Raw genomic sequence first — 18598 nt, forward strand, 5'->3', positions numbered from 1 at the left:
TACTGCATTTGTGCGTAGTAGACGGGTATATATTTAGGCATTCGGGTAAAGCGAATCTGCGCGTCTGACAGGACTACAGGATCAGGCCCACGCCCAATTCATTCAACCATCAGCAGCCACGCCCCTACCGGTTCATGGTCGACAAACTGAACGGCGAAAGCGTGTGCCCGCTATTGATCGACGGCTGTTCAAAAAGGTAAGCCTTATTTTTTATCAATTACCTAGTTCCTGACTCACCTTTACTCCTCATTTCCTATTAAGTGAATACAGGGAACCGGCTCGCCATGCCAAGTGGTCGACACGCTGCTTATCCAACCAAAAGCAGCAAATCGACTTGTCGTTGCCAAGCCCATTATTACTGACAAAACAGTTGTAGATGCTCACTAACCTTAGTCCTATTATGAAACACATCTTTACGCTAGTTGCCTGTCTGGCGACGGGGGGAGCGCTCCAGGCGCAGACTCCCACAAATTATACCGCTACTACGGCCAACGCCGACTCACCAGGTTCCTTCAATACCCTCGTCGGACCCCAGGCAGGTACTTATAGTACAACGGGTTCTCAGAACAGTTTTTTCGGCAACTATGCTGGATTTAACACCATGACCGGATCCGGCAATGTGGCCGTGGGATCAGCTGCTAGTAAAGTCAATGTGAAGGGCAGCTTTAATGTGGCGCTGGGCGATTCGGCGGGCTACAACAATAGCGTATCGGAGAATGTCTTTGTGGGTAGTAAAGCCGGTTATCAGAACACGAGTGGGTCACTTAATTCATTCGTGGGCACTTACGCAGGCCATGCCAACACCATCGGTAGCAATAACACCTTTATAGGCAATTACGCAGGCTACCAGAACACCTATGGTACGGGTAATAGCTTTATAGGCAGTCAGGCCGGATTGAATACCACGACTGGCGGTGGTAACAGCTTCGTTGGTCAGCAATCAGGCTACCAGAACACGACGGGTAATCAGAATAGCTTTATCGGTACGCAAACCGGCTACTTCAACACAACGGGTCAGCAAAATAGTTTTATGGGTTACCAGGCGGGCTACACCAACACCACGGGCTCGTCGAATAGTTTCATGGGCCATCAGGCAGGATACTCCAATACCACGAGTCGTGAAAACAGCTTCATGGGTGCCTCGGCAGGTTATTATAACACCACAGGCTCGTCGAACACCTTTATGGGCTATGGAGCGGGTTTCTCGAACACGATCGGCTCGTCAAATACCTTTATGGGCGATTATGCGGGCGAGAACAATACGACGGGCAGCAGCAACAGTTTTGTCGGTTATCGGGCGGGTTTCCTGAACACGACAGGAGGGAGTAACACGTTTTTAGGTTATCAAGCGGGTTATAACGTAACCACCGGTAGTCACAACATCATCATTGGGCCCGCGTCAGGGACGGCCATCACCACCAGTGACGACAACGTACTAATGGGGTATAACAGCCAGGCTGATGAAGGCATCTTCAATGGGATCGCCATTGGCTCCCATAGCCGGGTGGCCAGCAGTAACTCCATGATTCTGGGAAACGGGGTAAACGTGGGCATTGGCACCTCGGCGCCAACCGCCCGGCTGCATGTACGGAGTGAACAGGCTGATGCCTCGGGCGTACGCCTGGAACAATTGACCAGCCAAAGTCCAACTACGCTGGCCACGGACCAGTTCCTGACTGTCAATGGGGTTGGCGATGTCGTCAAAGCCCGGTATCGGTTACGGATCAACAACATTTCGGAGTGGAGTGACAAGGTGTTTAGCCCAGGCTACAGGCTGCGCTCGTTAGACTCGGTGGCGCGTTTTATTAAGCAAAACAGTCATTTGCCGGGTATTCCCTCCGCAGATCAGGTCGCCAAAGACGGCGTTGAGCTGGTGAAACTGAATGCGCTGCTGCTGGAGAAAGTGGAAGAACTGACCTTGTATAGCATTGAGTTGGAAAAAAAGGCCAGCGAACAGGCCACAATCAACCAACAGCAGGAGGCAAAAATTGAGCAGCTGGCGCGCTTAGTCAAGCAGTTTCTGGAAAGAAAGTAATAAGTGAATATCAGGACATTGATGGTCAGCGAGTCCATCTTATCGGTGCATATGTCAGCGACCAAGCCGGGTGTCTCGACCACCAACAGTTTTCGGACGAGGGCCTGACTTATCGCAAATCGTTTCCTACCGATAGCCAGCGCAACGCGTCGGGTATAGCGGCAACGTACATACCCGACGCGTTGCCCGCCGTTAAGGTTGCCAGTGGGTGGCTAACCGTATCCGAAAGAGAGTACCTTCGCCTGGCTTGCTTTCGACCTCCAGCTGCGCTCGTAGCAGTTCACACAAACCCTTAACGATGGATAAACCAATACCCTCCCCTTTGTGGGCAAAAGCCGAGCGGGATGCTTGTGTTATCTCCGCCTGCTGTGCATCGGCCTGGGCATTCGCTAGTCCAAAGGCCGCCGTTGATTCAGGAGAGGGCATTAATTGTTGAACTAATGAACCGACCTTCGTAGCCGTGGGTAAGCCCGGCCCGGAATCCTGTACACTGACGATCCATCGATAATCGGTCTCCCGGCTCCAGGAGACCGATACAAATCCGGTCGGGGTATGCTTGATGGCGTTGAGTATCAGGTTTTGAATGATCCGCTGAAGCTGAACCGGATCACACTCAACCGGCAAGCTGGCCGGACCATCCGCTTTAAGTAAAAGCCCTCGCTCGTTGGCCAGAGGCTGGTAACTTTCCACCAGGTTCATCAGTAACTGGCTCGCATCAAGGGGCTGAATATTGAGCGCTTCCTGCCCCGCTTCCAGCCGGGATAAATCCATTAACTGAGTGATCAGCGATCGACAACTGGTCAGGTTACGCAATAGCATGTCCAGCATCTGTTTACGTTCCTGTTCAGAGTCCATCACCAGTTCCAGTAAGGAAGCCGCACCCTGGATAGCCCCAAAACTACCCCGCAGGTCGTGCGAGGAATGGCGCAGCAACTCCGCGCGTTGCTGACCAACCGCACTTAGTTCAGCCAATGCCTTCTCTAAAGCTTCGACCCGGTTAAATGCATTGGTGCGCAGCAGGTCGGCATACTGCTCAACACTACCGGTATTGATTTGATTGGTAAACCGAAAAAGGTGCTCATAAGCCAGTGGCATGACCGTGCTGTCGGTGGTGGGGTAGGCTTGCCAAAACGAGCGCAGCTCAGCCAGTAGAAGTTGGCTTAAGTGCAGCATTTCCATCGACAATTCGGCCAGCGCATAGCCCTTTTGCCAACGATGGAGACCATGCTCGGCGGCTAAAAGAGCTACGTTGACTTCTTCGTTCTGGCCCCGCAATCGCTGCTGGAGCATATTAAGCATGAAAGGAACTTTGTTATTAAATTCTTCGCGGCTTAAGTTGACAACGATCTTCAGGGCGGGCTCTGCGTCGCAAGCTGTCCGCCAGTTGTTAAGCAGGGCATCGCGTCGAGCGGCTAGAAAAGTGGCTAATTGACTCAAAGAAGCCGAGGCTTCATCGGAGATGAATGTCATGGGAACCTGGATAAACTCACTCTCTACGTCCGGCAGGCGCGGTCCGTCCGGAGGAGTTGTCCTAATTAGGCAACCAGGCGAAAAGGTACTGATAAGCGCGAGGACTGTCAGTACCTCAAAGGTAGTACCGTTTTTCGATATATGATTACATGAATATAGTTTTGTTTTAGTCGTATACAATGGCCTGACAAATCGACAAATCGAAAGCGCCCCCCGTCTCAGAGGCAGAGGCATACCTTCGACGTGTTGGCCAAACGGATCAACAAATTAGTAAAATCCGAGTGCTATGATAATAATAATCCTGGGCCTTGCTTTCTCAATCACCCATGCCTTCACAACAGACATCTTTTACCATACCGTATTGGCGTGTTACGCGGAGTAACCGAAGTAAATGGATTCAGCACCGGGCGGTAAGCATAAACACCATTCATCATGGGGTCAAATAGCGCCACCACTGGCTTTATTCGGCTCAATGAGAAATGATTGCTAGACCACATCGGCGGTTCGACGGTATTCATTGGGGGACTGCCCAACGCGCTGTTTGAATAAGCGGTTGAAATGCTGGGGGTACTTGAAGCCCAGGTCGTAGGCTATCTGACTCACGGTTTTGTTCTGATCGACTATTTGTTCTTTGGCCAGTTCGATTACTTTCGCCTGGATGTATTCCTGCGCGGTTTTGCCCGTTTCTTTTTTGATCAGATCCCCGAAATAATTGGCTGATAAATTCAATTCACCCGCGCAGTAGGTAACGGTCGGCAGCCCCAACGTCTGCGGTTTATCGGCCTGAAAATAGGTGTTCAACAACGTCTCGAACCGCTCCAGGATGCCTTTGTGGGCCGTTTCCCGAGTAATGAATTGCCGATCGTAAAACCGGGTGCAATACCCCAGAAATAACTCGATCGTGGATACGATCAGTCGTTTGCTGTGCTTATCGATGGCGTGTTCCAGTTCATACTCGATCTTGGAAAAACAGTCCAGCACGATCTGCCGTTCCCGGCCCGATAAATGCAGCGCTTCGTAGAACTGGTAACCAAAAAAACTATACTCCTGAATATGTCGTCCCAGCGCCGTTCCGTGAATCAGATCGGGATGGAAGACCAGCGCGTACCCTTTTGGCTGGTACGTTTCCCCGTTGCTGTTCACCCCGGCAACCTGACCCGGTGCCATAAACACCAGTGTGCCCTCCTGGTAATCATACGTATGCCGCCCATACACCAAATCCCCGCATCTGACCTCTTTCAAAAAAATGGTGTAGAACCCAAAATACATCCGGGAGCCCTGTCGGGGATCGGCCTTTGACAGATCGACGACGCTGACCAGCGGATGCCGGGTTTCGTTGTTATTGAAGGCGTTGTACTCACTGATTGTCTCGAATCGTCGCAGGGTATCCATAGCACGCTTGGTTATTGTCTCAAAATTATCGTTTTCTGACTACCCTACCAGATGCCTAAGCGCGAATCAGTAATAATGGTAGTAATACCCGTAATCTGTATACCACGCAGGCCAGAAAATGAGCAGACCTTTGTATCATCAACGTAAACAGCTATGCAACACGTAGTTTTGAACAATGGGGTGGCCATGCCCATCCTGGGATTTGGGGTTTTCCAGGTCCCCGATCCAGCCGAATGCGAACGCAGTGTACTGGATGCCATCGCCACTGGCTACCGGCTGATCGATACGGCGGCTTCGTACGGTAACGAAGAAGCGGTGGGGCAGGCTATCAAAAAAAGTGGTGTAGCTAGAGACGAATTATTCATCACAACCAAGCTTTGGATTCAGTCGGATGGATATGAAGGAACCAGGAAAGCGTTCGACGCTTCGTTGAAAAAGCTGCAACTCGATTACCTGGACTTGTACCTGATCCACCAACCTTTCGGCGATGTACATGGCGAATGGCGGGCCATGCAGGACCTTTACAAAGAAGGCCGGGTACGGGCCATCGGCGTGAGCAACTTCCAGCCCGACCGGCTGATTGACCTGATCATCCACAACGAAATTGCTCCGGCGGTTAACCAGGTCGAAACGCATCCGTTTCATCAACAGATCGACACGCAGCAATTCATGGTCGACAACAACGTGCAAATCGAATCGTGGGGACCATTTGCGGAAGGGAAAAATGATCTCTTTCACAATGACGTATTGCGTTCGATCGGCGCGAAGTACAATAAATCTGTTGCGCAGGTGGTGCTGCGCTGGCTGACCCAACGGGGCGTCGTGGCCATTCCCAAGTCTGTCCGGAAGGAGCGCATGGAAGAGAATGTCAATAGCCTTGATTTTGAGTTGAGTGCTGACGACATGGAAGCCATAAAAGGCCTGGACACGAAGGCAAGTCTGTTCTTCGATCACCGCGATCCGGCTATGGTCAAATGGCTGGGCGAGCGCAAGCTTGCTTCGTGAACATTTCGCGACGGCTACAGGCGGGCCTGATCAAAAACACGTCATGCCTATGGCCGCAACGGCCCTGTCGGCGCAGCGAATGACGTAAGATCTAATTAGTCAATTTTCTAATCCTTTATCTTGAACTCCATTAAACTATCGCTTATCACCTTGTGCTTGCTGATGGCTGGTATACAGGTGGCTTTCGCTCAAACACAAAACGCAGGCGCAGCTACGACCGGTAGCGCCAACGCGGAACAGGAAGTCATCAACCTCTCAAAAGACAAATGGCAGTGGATGGCCGACAAAAACGTGGACAAGCTGACTACCTTATTCGATGAAAAATCGATGTTTGTTCACATGGGGGGTAGCTGGGGCAAGAGCCGGGAACTGGAGGTCATCAAAAGCGGGAATATCTGGTACAAACAAGCGAAAGTCTACGCCACAACCTTTAACATGATTGGTCATACGGCCATCCTGCTCAGTGACATCGACCTGGTAGCCGTCGTGGGCGGAAACGAGGTGACCAATCCATTTATGGTGACGGAAGTATATATCAAGGAAAACGGTAACTGGAAAATGGGACAGCTCTCGTTTTCCCGATTGATGAGACCCGTTGAAAACTAGTTGCGTCACTACGCCAGAAATCGTCGTGAACACGACAAACTAGGCTTAATAAACAGACATTCACTCGTTAAAATCAATTGTTACATGAAAGCATCAATTCTCGGTTTGTGTTTCTTCCTGATAGGCATACAGGCATCGCTTGCGCAGACGAATCAGGCCAATGCTTCGACACCAGCCCCCACCAAAGCCCAGCAGGAAATTATTGATCTCTCCAAACAAAAGTGGCAGTGGATGGCCGATAAGAATGTGGACAAACTGGCCCAGCTTTTCGACGATAAGGCAAAATTCGTCCACATGAGTGGCACCTGGAAAAAAGACGAAGAACTCGATATCATTAAAACCGGAAGCATCTGGTACAAGAACGCGGATGTGCACGATACGGCGGTGGAACTGTTTGGCAACAATACGGCTATCATCTGGAGTCGGATTACGCTGGTAGCCATGGTTCGGGGCAGTGAGGCCAAGACGGAATTTACCGTTACGGAAGTCTACCAAAAACAAGCGAATGCCTGGAAAATGCTGGCCCTGACATTTAGCAGCGTTCGGGACACGCACGTCATCAAGCATTAATCAGGTATCCCCTTTTCGGCATCCCTGAAGTCTGGCGTCCGTCAAGTGATTCGATGCCGAATAAGCTAGTTTCGAGGGTAAGGGTACGCACCTTTGATAACGTAAATGAAACGGATCACTATGATACTGCACAGCCTGTTGGCATTCCTACTGTTGATCGGGGCCTGTTCTTCCCAAACGGAGCGTGTTCCGGCTGTTGGTGAACCAGTCGTAAAGCCGGCCAATGCCTTATCGGGCAAGGTGTTGATCGTGTATTTGTCGCGGACGAAAAACACGAAAGCAATCGCGGAAATCATTCACAAGCACATAGGCGGGAAGTTAGTCGCTCTTGACTTAGCGAAACCCTACCCCGAAAACTACCGGGCTACCGTAGATCAGGTGGCGAAGGAAAATGAAACCGGTTTTCTGCCTCCGTTGACGACAAAAATCGATACCATTCAGCAATATGACATTGTATTCGTTGGCTTCCCGACCTGGGGCATGCAATTACCCCCACCCATGAAAAGCTTTCTGCGTCAGTACGATCTCCGGGGTAAAACCGTCATTCCGTTTAATACGAACGGCGGCTATGGAATCGGAAGCACGTTCCAGACGGTAAAGGAATTGTGCCCCAACAGCACCGTACTGGACGGGTTTACCATGCGGGGCGGCTCGGAACGGGATGGTCAATTGCTGGTTATTGAAGGAGATAAAGCCAAAACCGCCGAAACAAACGTGCAGCAATGGTTGCGTACGATTAACGTATTGAAATAAGATCGAACTGACGGCCAAACAACTAAATCAACGTCAATGGAAACAAGAACACTAGGAAACAGCGGTCTGACCGTGTCCGCCCTTGGTTTGGGCTGCATGGGTTTGAGCTATGGCTATGGCCCGGCAACCGACAGGCAGAAGGCCATTAACTTGCTGCGTGCCGCATTCGACAAAGGCGTTACGTTCTTTGATACAGCGGAGGCTTATGGTCCGTTTGCCAACGAAGAATTGTTGGGTGAAGCGCTGCAACCGTTTCGCGATCAGGTAGTGATTGCCACCAAGTTTGGCTTTCAGGCGGGTGACTCCACAAAAGGATTGGATAGCCGTCCCGAACGCATCCGTCAGGTAGCCGAAGAAGCCCTGAAGCGGCTACGAACCGACCGGATTGATCTATTCTACCAGCACCGGGTTGATCCGGCTGTGCCCATCGAAGACGTTGCCGGAACGGTCAGGGAACTTATCCAGGAAGGTAAGGTAACGTATTTCGGAATGAGCGAGGCAGGTGTACAATCGATTCGGAAAGCGCACGCCGTTCAGCCAGTGGCTGCCTTGCAAAGCGAATACTCGTTATGGTGGCGCGAACCCGAAAACGAAATTCTGCCCACGTTAGCGGAGCTGGGCATTGGTTTCGTTCCGTTCAGCCCGCTGGGTAAAGGATTTCTGACGGGAAAAATTGACGAAACCACGCAATTCGACAAGACTGATTTCCGCAATGTGGTTCCCCGCTTTTCGGAAGAGAACCGGAAAGCCAACCAGAAATTGGTAGACCTGCTCGGTGACATGGCCACGCAAAAAGAAGCAACACCGGCGCAGGTGGCACTGGCGTGGTTGCTGGCGCAGAAGCCTTGGATTGTTCCAATTCCCGGCACGACCAAGCTGCACCGTCTGGAAGAAAACATCGGAGCCGTAGCTATCGAACTGTCCGCCGATGACATTGACCAGATTGATACGGCCTTTGCCCAGATTCCGGTACAGGGCGACCGCTACCCGGCACACCTGCAAAAACGGGTAGGCGGCTAAGGGTTTCTTCACGACTGGTGTAAGGCTACCCTGCGGTGGTAAAAAGCGCAACTCAACCACTACCCAATTGTCTTACTATCAGTAACTTTATCGAGCGAAATAGATAAACAGGCAGTGCGCATACGTTGTTATCGTATGAACAGCGATGACCCGATGGCTTTATAACTCATGACTACTATGGCAAACATTAAGCTGACAATCAATGGCACCGAGCAATCGATTGATGTCGATCCGCAAATGCCCCTGCTGTGGGCCATCCGGGACGTGGTGGGCCTGAAAGGAACGAAGTACGGTTGTGGCGTTGCCCAGTGCGGGGCCTGCACGGTTCACCTGAACGGCGAAGCGGTGCGGTCGTGCGTCACCAAAGTAAGCCGCGCTGCCGGCCAGAAAGTGGTCACCATCGAAGGGCTCTCTCAATACAACGACCACCCCCTGCAACAGGCCTGGCAACAAATCGACGTGCCCCAGTGTGGCTATTGTCATTCCGGGCAGATCATGTCGGCTGCGGTGCTGCTGCGGGAGAATCCGAATCCGACCGATGCGGATATTGACGCAGCTATGGCCGGCAATATCTGCCGGTGTGGTACGTATCCCCGCATTCGGAAAGCCATTCATCTAGCGGCCGGAGCCGAACAGAAGGTTGGTAAAAATGAGTAGACCAACGCACGTTGCTGAGCGCAACATCGACAAACACATGCTGAAACGAAAGCCAGTCAGTCTATGCCCTTACGAACAATCTATATCCTAGCCATTCTGCTGTCGGTGACAGGCATTATGGCCTCAACATTCATCCCGGATACCGATCGCGCCAGTTCAATACGGACGAGTACGGCCCTACGAGTTGCATCCATCAAAAAAGATCCGGTCCGGAGGGATAGCGTAACCTCGGTCAAGGCGTTCGCCAACGTCTACAACGTGTTGATGAGTCCGCGCTGCATGAACTGCCATCCGTCGGGTGATATTCCTTTGCAGGGCGACGACAATCACCTGCACACGATGGGTCCCCAACGGGGTACGGACGGAAAGGGTATCTATGCCATGAAATGCGCTAACTGCCACCAGCCGACCAACACGCCGGGTCTGCACACCCCACCGGGCAACCCGGACTGGCATTTACCGCCTGCCACCATGCGCATGGTTTTTCAGGGGCGGACGGCCCATCAACTGGCTAAACAACTGGTTGATCCCCGGCAAAACGGGAATAAGAACATGGAAAAACTGCTGGAACACGCCGACGATGGGTTGGTTCTGGCGGGCTGGAATCCCGGCGAAGGGCGCACACTGCCCCCGATGAGTCACGCTGAATTTAAAAAAGCCTGGACGACCTGGCTCAAAACAGGCGCCTACGCCCCTAAACCTTAATCGCCTTCGGCAAACAACACGATGGACACACAACCCGTATCCAGACGCAATTTCCTGAAAGCTTCGGGCCTGACCGGTCTGGCGCTGTCACTGGGTTTTTATATCCCCGCCAGTGCGGAAGAAGCCGAAATCATCAAAGCCGCCGAAGCCGATCGTTTCGGGGTTGAGATGAATGCCTGGGTTCATATCGAACCGTCCGGCCAGGTCACTATCTTCTCTCACCGGGCCGAAATGGGGCAGGGTGTTTATCAGGCCATTCCCCAAATGATTGCGGAAGAGCTTGAAGTTGACCTGGATAAAGTGAATATCGTTTTTGCCAAAGGCGACAACAAAAAATACGGTAGCCAGGTCACCGGGGGCAGTTCGACGGTACGGGGCTCGTATAAAAACTTACTGACGCTGGGAGCCACGGCCCGCCAGATGCTGATTGGGGCAGCTGCGGCCAGATGGAACGTGCCTACCGCCGACTGTTATGCCGCATCGGGACAGGTTATTCACCGGCCAACGGCGAAGCGACTTCACTACGGGGAGCTGGTGGCAGACGCCATGAAGCTGGAAACGCCCAAAAACGTCGTCCTGAAAAAGCGATCCGACTACAAGCTCGTTGGCAAGCCGCTCCGTCGACTGGATACCAAATTAAAAACCAATGGTACGGCCACGTTTGGGCTGGACAAAACGCTTCCGGGTATGTTGTATGCTGCCGTGGAGCGGAACCCCCGCCTTCGTGGTAAAGTCAAGAGTTTCGACGACACAACCACCCGCAAAATTCCCGGTGTCAAACACGTGTTCAAGACCAAAATGCTGGTTTTTAACACCTACCGTGAGGGCGTTGCGGTGGTGGCTACCTCAACCTGGGCAGCTTTGGAAGGAAAGAAAGCCTTGAAGGTAACCTGGGACGATAGCGGATTCGAACACCTGAGCACCGACGAGATTTTTACCCGCCAGAAGCAGGCGCTACAAACGCAGGAAGGGCTTTCGTTCAAGCAGCAGGGCGACGCGTCAGCCATCATCGCTCAGGCTCCGAAGAAACTGGATGTGGTGTACGAAACGCCCTATCAGTACCACGCCTGCATGGAACCTCTGAACTGTACGGCTCATTATCAGGACGATAAGCTCGAAATCTGGGGACCTATTCAGGCTCCGGAATGGGTGCAGGATGCGGTCAGTAAAGAGATGGGATTGGATCGCGAAAAAGTGATCGTCCACATGACGTTTCTGGGCGGTGGGTTCGGCCGGAAAGCGTTCATGGATTATCCGCACGAAGCTGCGGTGATTTCCAAAGAGATAAAAGCGCCCGTACAGGTGGTCTGGACCCGCGAGGATGACGCCACCCAGGGCCCCTACCGGCCCGGTATTTCGTACCGCTGCGAGGGCGTTGTCGACAACGGAAAGATCAGCGCGTTCAAGCTGCGCATGGCCGGTCAGAACAACGATCACTGGCGCGGTGGTCCGAAAGACAAAGCCAACCGCAGCACTTCGGAAGGTTTTTTGAAACCCTACGCCGACAGCATCAAAAACCTGAGCATTGCGGACGTTCCCTTCGAAACGCCCATTCCGACGATGTGGTGGCGATCCGTGTATGCCTCCACCAACGGCTTTGCCTACGAAAGTTTTATCGACGAACTGGCCCATGAATCGGGGAAAGATCCGATGGCGTTCCGCCGGGACCACCTGCCCGACGAGCGGTTGCACCGACAACTTGACAAGCTGGCCGAGGTGTCGGGCTGGAAGACCCGCAAACCGGGAGAGGGCTACGGCATGGCCATCACCGAATGCTTTGCCAGTACCGTTGGGCACGTCGTAAAAGTATCGAAAGGGCAGAATGGTCAGGTGAAGATCGACCATGTCTGGGCCGTTATGGATTGCGGCTGGTACGTCAACCCCGATACCGTCAAGGCGCAGGTGGAAGGGTCTATCGTTATGGCGCTGGGAGCGGCTACCCAGCATCAGGTAACGTTCAAGGATGGTGTGCCGGTGGACAAGAATTTTTACTCGTATCAACTACCCCGCATTCCCGACATTCCGCCCATTGACGTGTATGTCATGGACAACGACGAACCGGCGGGTGGTGTCGGCGAACCCGGTTTACCCGCCTTTGCGCCAGCCCTGACCAATGCCATCTTCGATCTGACCGGCAAGCGCATCCGTAAGCTGCCTTTTAGTCTGGCCGCGGTATAGGCGACGATAAATGAGCGAAAGACGACTGATTCGCTGAGTAAATTAACGGCATGAAACAACAGAAATTCAGCGTGTTGCTGCTTACCGGCCTAACCCTGCTCGTATCGGCTTGTGCCATGAATCGCACAAGCCGGCAAACGGGTTTGTTGACCCTACAACAACAGGGTAGTTTCCTGGTTGGCGGAACCAGCCTAACCGAGCCCGGTAAATTTGAGCTGACGAATGCCCTGAAACCCCAGGGGCAAACCTTGCACGGCGATCACGCCTATGTGTTTTATCAGATTCCGCCCAATCCCCGTAAATACCCGCTGGTCTTTCTGCACGGGGCCGCCGAATCCAAAAAAACGTGGGAATCGGCCCCCGATGGACGGGAAGGCTTTCAGACGATCTTTCTCCGCCGGGGTTTTGGGGTTTATTTACTGGATCAGCCCAGGCGGGGCGAAGCCGGAAAGAGTCTGGTTTCGACAACGATTACGCCTACGCCGGATGAACAGTTCTGGTTTACGCAGTTCCGGATTGGCAACTATCCCGATTATTTTGCTGGTAGTCAGTTTCCGAAAGATACCGCTTCGCTGGAGCAGTTTTTTCGGCAGATGACGCCCAATACGGGGGCTTTCGACGCGACTGTTGTCTCCAAGGCGTGTTCGAAACTAGTCGATCGAATTGGCGGAGGTATCCTCATTACCCATTCGCAGGGAGGAGGGGTTGGCTGGTTTACGGCGATAAAAAACGAAAACGTGAAGGCCGTTGTCGCCTACGAACCCTTCAGCAGTTTTGTTTTTCCGGCGGGCGAGTTACCCAAACCCATCCAGTCGACCAGCCTGTTTGGCGAATTGAAAGGCGTTGAGATACCCCTGTCGGATTTTACGAAGCTCACCAAAATTCCGATCATCATCTATTACGGCGACAACATTGCTGACCAGCCAACGACCGTGTGGAACAAAGACCATTGGCGGGCCGGACTGGAGATGGCAAGGCTTTGGGCCGCGACCGTCAACAAGCACGGGGGCCATGCGCAGGTCGTGCACCTGCCTGAAATCGGCATCAAGGGCAATACCCGTTTTCCGATCTCAACAACATCCAGATCGCGGATCTGATGGCTAAATTTTTGAAGGAGAATAAGCTGGATTAACGAGCTTTCATTCCGATTGTAACTACCCTATTCTCCACCAAACGTATGCGTATTGCTTTCTTCGGTATGATCGTCAGCTGGTTCATCTCTACTCAGCTTAACGCTCAAAATCAGATGAATCAACAAACTACCTTGTCACCAAACCAGCAACGCATTGTTGTCATCTCCGCCCTCACCGCCAAAGGGGATCTGCAAAAACTACAACCCGCCCTGCATACGGGCCTGGATGCAGGGCTGACGATCAATGAAATCAAGGAAGTGCTGGTGCATCTGTACGCCTATTGCGGATTTCCCCGGAGCATTCGAGGGTTGCAAACGCTGATGACCGTGCTGGACGAGCGGAAGAAAAAAGGCATTACTGACAAAATGGGTAGGACAGCGTCACCGATCACCAGCCGGGAGTCGAAGTACGAGCGAGGCAAAAAAACGCTCGAACAACTCACTGGTCAGCCGGAAACCGGCCCTAAAAAAGGATACGCGGCCTTCAGTCCCGAAATCGAGGTATTTCTCAAAGAACACCTGTTTGCCGATCTGTTTGAGCGCGATGTGCTTAGTTATAGCGACCGGGAGCTAACGACCATTTCGGTACTTGCCAGCATCGGTGGTGTCGAACCCATGCTGCAAAGCCACCTGGGTATTTGTTTGCACGTGGGTCTGACCGAACCGCAACTAAAAGAGGCATTTGACCTGATCGGGACGAGTATCGGTACCGCGGAAGCCGAGGCCGGGCGGGCGGTTCTGACGCAGGTAATCGCATCAACGCATTAAGCCGCACAGGAATACGCAAAAAGTAGCGTTTTAACACAACGGAATGAAGAACAACGCAAGCGCATTACGATTTACCATTTTGCTGGTGATTTTAGCCCGTTTAGGCGCAAACGCCCAAACGGAAACCAGGTCCGATACCGACGCTATTTTTCCGAAGGGACAGCGAGCACCGGCCAGTAACTTCACCGGAACCGTTTGGGTGCAGCAGTTGATTGAGCCTGACAGTGCCTTCAACATTCCGGTAGGCTACGTAACCTTCGAGCCGGGTGCCCGTTCGCACTGGCATAGCCACGCGGGTGGACAGGTGCTGCTGGCAATGGGCGGCATTGGCTACTATCAGGAGCAGGGAAAGTCCATCCAAATCCTGAGGAAAGGCGACGCGGTGAAATGTCCTCCAAACGTTCCCCATTGGCATGGCGCTTCCCCCACCGTCGGATTTATGCAAGTGGCCGTTACGCCGAACACAACTATAGGTCGAGTAACCTGGATGAAGCCCGTCACGGATGAGGAGTATACCAACATCAGGAAGTAATTGTTGAAACCTACTCAGCTATTTTCCTGTGTGTTCCTGCACAGCCCCTCACCTATTGATCACTATGGGTGCCTCGCACCTTTGCCTATACCTTGACAATCCCCTGTAAGCCTGTTGACCAGACGGATTCTGGTTGCGTGGAAGAAGACAGGCCAGTATCGTCGGAAAAAATGTTGACATACCGTATGCTTCATTCGGTTGTCGTACCTTTGCGCTGCATAAAGGTAACGGTGTCTGTCCATCGCGCATGAACAGACCGTTTTAAAAGGGAATGCGGTGAAACTCCGCGACAGTCTCCGCTGCTGTAACTCCGGATAAACTTTCGGCCGTGTACGCCACTGTTCCTGTCGGAATGGGAAGGTCGTCGAAAATGGGAGAAGTCAGAAGACCTGCCTTTAGCTATAGACTCATAGCTTTCGGAAGAAAAGCGTAAAGTAACCAACATGCAAAAAAACAACGTCAGACAAGGTGTCCTGAATCGCCTTGCCTTGTTTACTCTTTTCCCGGTTCTTCTCTCTTCAAGTTGCAGTACCTCGTCAACCCTTACTGAGCAAACAGCATCGACTACGGCGCAAAAATCGTATTTTGTCGATCAGGTAACCATTCACCACGCCCGGGGATTCTCCATCCGCTACGTGAACAATTACAAAATCCTGTCCATTATAAGCCCGTTTGAGCAGACATCCGATACCGTTCAGTATGCCCTGGTGCAGCGGGGAACTCCTCATCCGAAGGGCTATACACCCGGTCAGATTATCGAAATCCCCTTACGAAGTCTGGTTGCTATGTCTTCCATGCACGTGGGTCTGATTGATTTTCTGGAAGCCGATGAGTTGCTGGTAGGCCTGGGAAACCTGAAGTACGTTTCTGCGCCAAAAGTCATTGAGCGAATAAAGGCTGGTAAAATCAAGGAAGTGGGCCAGGGACAAACCATCAATGAAGAGCAGCTCATCACCATGCACCCGGACTTGCTGATGGCCATGGGTAGCCCTGTGGCCCGCATGGATCGGTATCGAACCCTCCGGGATGCGGGCGTTCCCGTTTTGATCAACTCGGAATGGGTCGAAACGACACCCCTGGGTCGGGCTGAGTGGGTGAAACTGATGGCGGCATTAACCAACAAAGAAACCCTTGTCAATAAGAAGTTTGCCGAGGTTGAAAAAGAATACAACCGCTTGTCGGCACTGACCCGTACGGTGGCGATAAAACCAAGTATTCTTAGCGGGATGAATTCAAAGGATGCCTGGTTCGTGCCCGATGGGGATAGTTACATGACGCGCTTTTTTCTGGACGCGGGTGGCCGTTACCACTGGTCGGACAGAAAAGCAACAGGAAGTTTACCGCTCAATTTCGAAACGGTTTACCCGGTAGCGCTGGATGCCGATATCTGGCTAAACGTTGGGATCAGCGATGTGAATTCGAAGCAGGATATTCTGGCGAAAGATGCCCGCTATGCAGACTTCAAGGCCTTCAAGCTGGGGCAGGTGTTCAATTATGGCAAGCGGATAAACAGCCGGGGATCTAACGATTTCTGGGAATCGGGGGCTGTCAATCCGCATCTTGTCCTGGCGGATCTGATAAAAATTGTGCACCCTGACTTACTGCCGAAGCATGAACTGGTCTACTACAAGCAACTGAAGTAATGGAGATACCCGTTACGCCACCGTATAACCAGCTCGCGAAACCGGGGCCGCTCCGGCGTCGATTGCTGCTTGTGGGATTGATCGGGTTGGCAATCGTTTTCTTTCTGCTGGACATTGCCCTGGGGTCAGTATCAATTCCGATCTCCGAGGTAGCCCGCATCGTGTCGGGTCAGGGTTCCGATCATACCGATTGGCTTTACATCGTTCAGAAAATACGGTTACCAAAAGCGATAACGGCCGTTATTGTGGGCTGCGGCCTATCCGTAAGTGGTCTGCAAATGCAGACCTTATTCAAAAACCCATTGGCAGGCCCCTCCGAACTGGGCATTACGGCCGGAGCGGGGTTGGGCGTCGCGGTTGTTATGCTATCGGGCGGTGGTAGTGCCAGTCTGTACGCCATCCGGCAGCTCGGCCTTTCGGGGAGTTGGCTACTGGTGTTTATGGCTTCTCTGGGTTCCGCACTGGTTTTATTGGTTGTATTATCGATTGCGGGTCGGCTGCGCGACAACATTATTTTGCTGATCGTCGGGGTAATGATTGGCACCATTACGCTTTCGGTCGTGAGCATCTGGCAGTATTTCAGCCAGCCCGAACAGCTTCAGGAGTACCTGATGTGGACGTTTGGCTCGTTGGGGGGCGTCATTCAAACGCATCTGTCGGTGTTAGCCAGCGTCGTTACGCTGGGGTTGCTGCTGGCCTTTGCTTCGTCAAAAGCGCTCAATGTTCTGCTGCTGGGTGAAAACTATGCGCGCACGATGGGGCTGACAGTAGGACGCAGCCGATTACTTATTCTGGTGAGCACGAGTTTATTAACGGGTAGCATTACCGCTTTTTGTGGCCCCATCGGGTTTGTCGGCATTGCCGTGCCTCACATCACCCGCTCCCTGCTGGATACCTCCGACCATCGAATTCTGATTCCGGCCACCTGCCTGGTTGGTTCTACCCTCCTGTTGATGTGCGACGGCCTGGCCCAACTACCAGGAACGCAGGCCATCCTCCCCATCAACGTTGTTACGTCGCTGCTGGGCGCACCCGTAGTGATCTGGATCATTGTTCGTCGTAACAACCTTCGGTCGTCCTTCTCATGAGCGAACCACTACCCTTCCTGACAGCCCGTGACTTAACCATTGGTTATCAGAACCGAAACCAGCCGAAACGTATCGTGGCAGAGTCGCTGGCGGTGGATTTGTTCCCCGGCCAGTTGGTCTGTTTGTTGGGGCCTAACGGAGCGGGAAAATCGACGCTTATGCGTACCCTGGCAGGATTACAGCCTATATTGAGCGGAACAATTTCCGTTCAGGGGCAGGATTTACAGGCCGTTGGGCCCGTTGCGCTGGCCCAGAAACTGAGCCTCGTTCTGGCCGAACGAGTCGACGCCGGTAACCTGCTGGTACGGGAGCTGGTGGCCCTGGGCCGAACGCCTTACACGGGTTGGCTTGGCAGCCTGACCAAAGACGATCAGGATAAAATTCAGGAGGCACTGGAGGCAACCGATACGTTGATTTACCAGCATCGTCGGTTGTACCAGTTAAGCGATGGTGAACGGCAAAAAGTTATGCTGGCCCGCGCCCTGGCCCAGAATACCGACCTGATTTTACTCGACGAACCCACGGCTCACCTCGACTTGCCCAACCGGGTTGAGATGATGCGCCTGCTCCATCGGTTGACCCGGCAACTGAATAAAGCCATTTTGCTGTCGACCCACGAACTTGACCTGGCCCTACAGGCTGCCGACCGGTTGTGGTTACTTGATCCAGCCGGTCAACTGGCAACCGGCACCCCGGAAGATCTGGTACTCACGGGTGCCTTTGCCTCTACCTTCGACAAAGGTGGGTTTTACTTTGATAAATCGACGGGAACATTTACCATTCATCAGGAAGAAGCAGGACCCGTCATTGAGCTGCGTGGTGATGATGAGCTTGTTTTCTGGACCCGGCGGGCGTTGCAGCGGGAAGGCTTCTCCATTAGACCCGACACCAGGGCAAGCTGTTTACTCCAGGTTTCAACCCAGAACGGGATCGCCCGCTGGACAAGCCGAATCAACGGCATCCAGCACGATCATCGCTCTATTGAAGAACTGTTGAATGCACTTCAATCATTAACACCCAAGTCAACGATAAGCACGAATTAAT

At 52.7% G+C, this 18598-nt stretch carries 16 protein-coding genes, 1 pseudogene and 1 riboswitch; of the genes and pseudogenes, 15 read left to right on the forward strand and 2 right to left on the reverse strand.

All coding sequences use genetic code 11. The features are described from left to right. The first annotated feature begins 400 nt into the window (after positions 1 to 400). A complete protein-coding gene (locus ACYU87_RS11765) occupies positions 401 to 2035 on the forward strand; it encodes a hypothetical protein (RefSeq protein ID WP_461134261.1) in 1635 nt (544 codons plus the stop codon). Positions 2036 to 2227: 192 nt separating this feature from the next. Here the strand turns inward: ACYU87_RS11765 and ACYU87_RS11770 are convergent, their stop codons facing one another. Together ACYU87_RS11770 and ACYU87_RS11775 are read right to left on the reverse strand one after the other, a co-directional pair. Next, a complete protein-coding gene (locus ACYU87_RS11770; protein WP_461134262.1) occupies positions 2228 to 3505 on the reverse strand; it encodes a sensor histidine kinase in 1278 nt (425 codons plus the stop codon). 486 nt (positions 3506 to 3991) lie between these two features. Further along, positions 3992 to 4897: a helix-turn-helix domain-containing protein gene (locus ACYU87_RS11775; protein WP_461134263.1), complete on the reverse strand. Its 906-nt coding sequence runs from the start codon at positions 4895 to 4897 to the stop codon at positions 3992 to 3994. Positions 4898 to 5050: 153 nt separating this feature from the next. Between ACYU87_RS11775 and ACYU87_RS11780 the strand changes: the two genes are divergently transcribed. From ACYU87_RS11780 to ACYU87_RS11845, 14 genes and pseudogenes are all read left to right on the forward strand, one after another. Beyond that, positions 5051 to 5902 carry an aldo/keto reductase gene (locus ACYU87_RS11780; RefSeq protein ID WP_461134264.1) on the forward strand — a complete coding sequence of 284 codons (852 nt, stop codon included), beginning with the start codon at positions 5051 to 5053 and terminating at the stop codon, positions 5900 to 5902. A 120-nt stretch (positions 5903 to 6022) separates the two neighbouring features. After that, complete coding sequence (locus tag ACYU87_RS11785; protein ID WP_461134265.1) at positions 6023 to 6508, forward strand: nuclear transport factor 2 family protein; 486 nt, start codon at positions 6023 to 6025, stop codon at positions 6506 to 6508. A gap of 84 nt (positions 6509 to 6592) precedes the next feature. Then, positions 6593 to 7078, forward strand: coding sequence for a nuclear transport factor 2 family protein (locus ACYU87_RS11790; RefSeq protein WP_461134266.1), 486 nt, complete (start codon positions 6593 to 6595; stop codon positions 7076 to 7078). Between the two features lie 105 nt (positions 7079 to 7183). Continuing rightward, a complete protein-coding gene (locus ACYU87_RS11795) occupies positions 7184 to 7831 on the forward strand; it encodes a flavodoxin family protein (protein WP_461134267.1) in 648 nt (215 codons plus the stop codon). Positions 7832 to 7867: 36 nt separating this feature from the next. Continuing rightward, complete coding sequence (locus ACYU87_RS11800; RefSeq protein WP_461134268.1) at positions 7868 to 8851, forward strand: aldo/keto reductase; 984 nt, start codon at positions 7868 to 7870, stop codon at positions 8849 to 8851. A gap of 177 nt (positions 8852 to 9028) precedes the next feature. Next, the gene (locus ACYU87_RS11805; RefSeq protein WP_461134269.1) at positions 9029 to 9508 is read left to right on the forward strand and encodes a (2Fe-2S)-binding protein; all 480 of its coding nucleotides are present in this window, start codon (positions 9029 to 9031) and stop codon (positions 9506 to 9508) included. Positions 9509 to 9571: 63 nt separating this feature from the next. Next, on the forward strand, positions 9572 to 10213 hold the full coding sequence (locus ACYU87_RS11810) for a cytochrome c (RefSeq protein WP_164044111.1): 642 nt from the start codon (positions 9572 to 9574) through the stop codon (positions 10211 to 10213). 21 nt (positions 10214 to 10234) lie between these two features. Then, the gene (locus ACYU87_RS11815; protein WP_461134270.1) at positions 10235 to 12391 is read left to right on the forward strand and encodes a molybdopterin cofactor-binding domain-containing protein; all 2157 of its coding nucleotides are present in this window, start codon (positions 10235 to 10237) and stop codon (positions 12389 to 12391) included. Between the two features lie 50 nt (positions 12392 to 12441). Beyond that, on the forward strand, positions 12442 to 13488 hold the full coding sequence (locus tag ACYU87_RS11820) for an alpha/beta hydrolase (RefSeq protein ID WP_461134271.1): 1047 nt from the start codon (positions 12442 to 12444) through the stop codon (positions 13486 to 13488). A gap of 80 nt (positions 13489 to 13568) precedes the next feature. After that, on the forward strand, positions 13569 to 14291 hold the full coding sequence (locus tag ACYU87_RS11825; protein ID WP_461134272.1) for a carboxymuconolactone decarboxylase family protein: 723 nt from the start codon (positions 13569 to 13571) through the stop codon (positions 14289 to 14291). Between the two features lie 43 nt (positions 14292 to 14334). Beyond that, entirely contained in the window at positions 14335 to 14823 is a 489-nt protein-coding gene (locus tag ACYU87_RS11830) for a cupin domain-containing protein (protein ID WP_461134273.1), read from the forward strand. Between the two features lie 205 nt (positions 14824 to 15028). Further along, positions 15029 to 15234: riboswitch (cobalamin riboswitch) on the forward strand. A gap of 32 nt (positions 15235 to 15266) precedes the next feature. Further along, a complete protein-coding gene (locus ACYU87_RS11835; protein WP_461134274.1) occupies positions 15267 to 16466 on the forward strand; it encodes an ABC transporter substrate-binding protein in 1200 nt (399 codons plus the stop codon). Next, on the forward strand, positions 16466 to 17554 hold the full coding sequence (locus ACYU87_RS11840) for a FecCD family ABC transporter permease (protein ID WP_461134275.1): 1089 nt from the start codon (positions 16466 to 16468) through the stop codon (positions 17552 to 17554). The genes ACYU87_RS11835 and ACYU87_RS11840 overlap by 1 nt, the downstream gene beginning before the upstream one ends. Before the next feature lie 74 nt (positions 17555 to 17628). Next, positions 17629 to 18597: pseudogene (locus ACYU87_RS11845) on the forward strand (ABC transporter ATP-binding protein); the annotation flags it as partial. Position 18598 lies beyond the last annotated feature (1 nt).

Source organism: Spirosoma lituiforme (assembly GCF_054776635.1).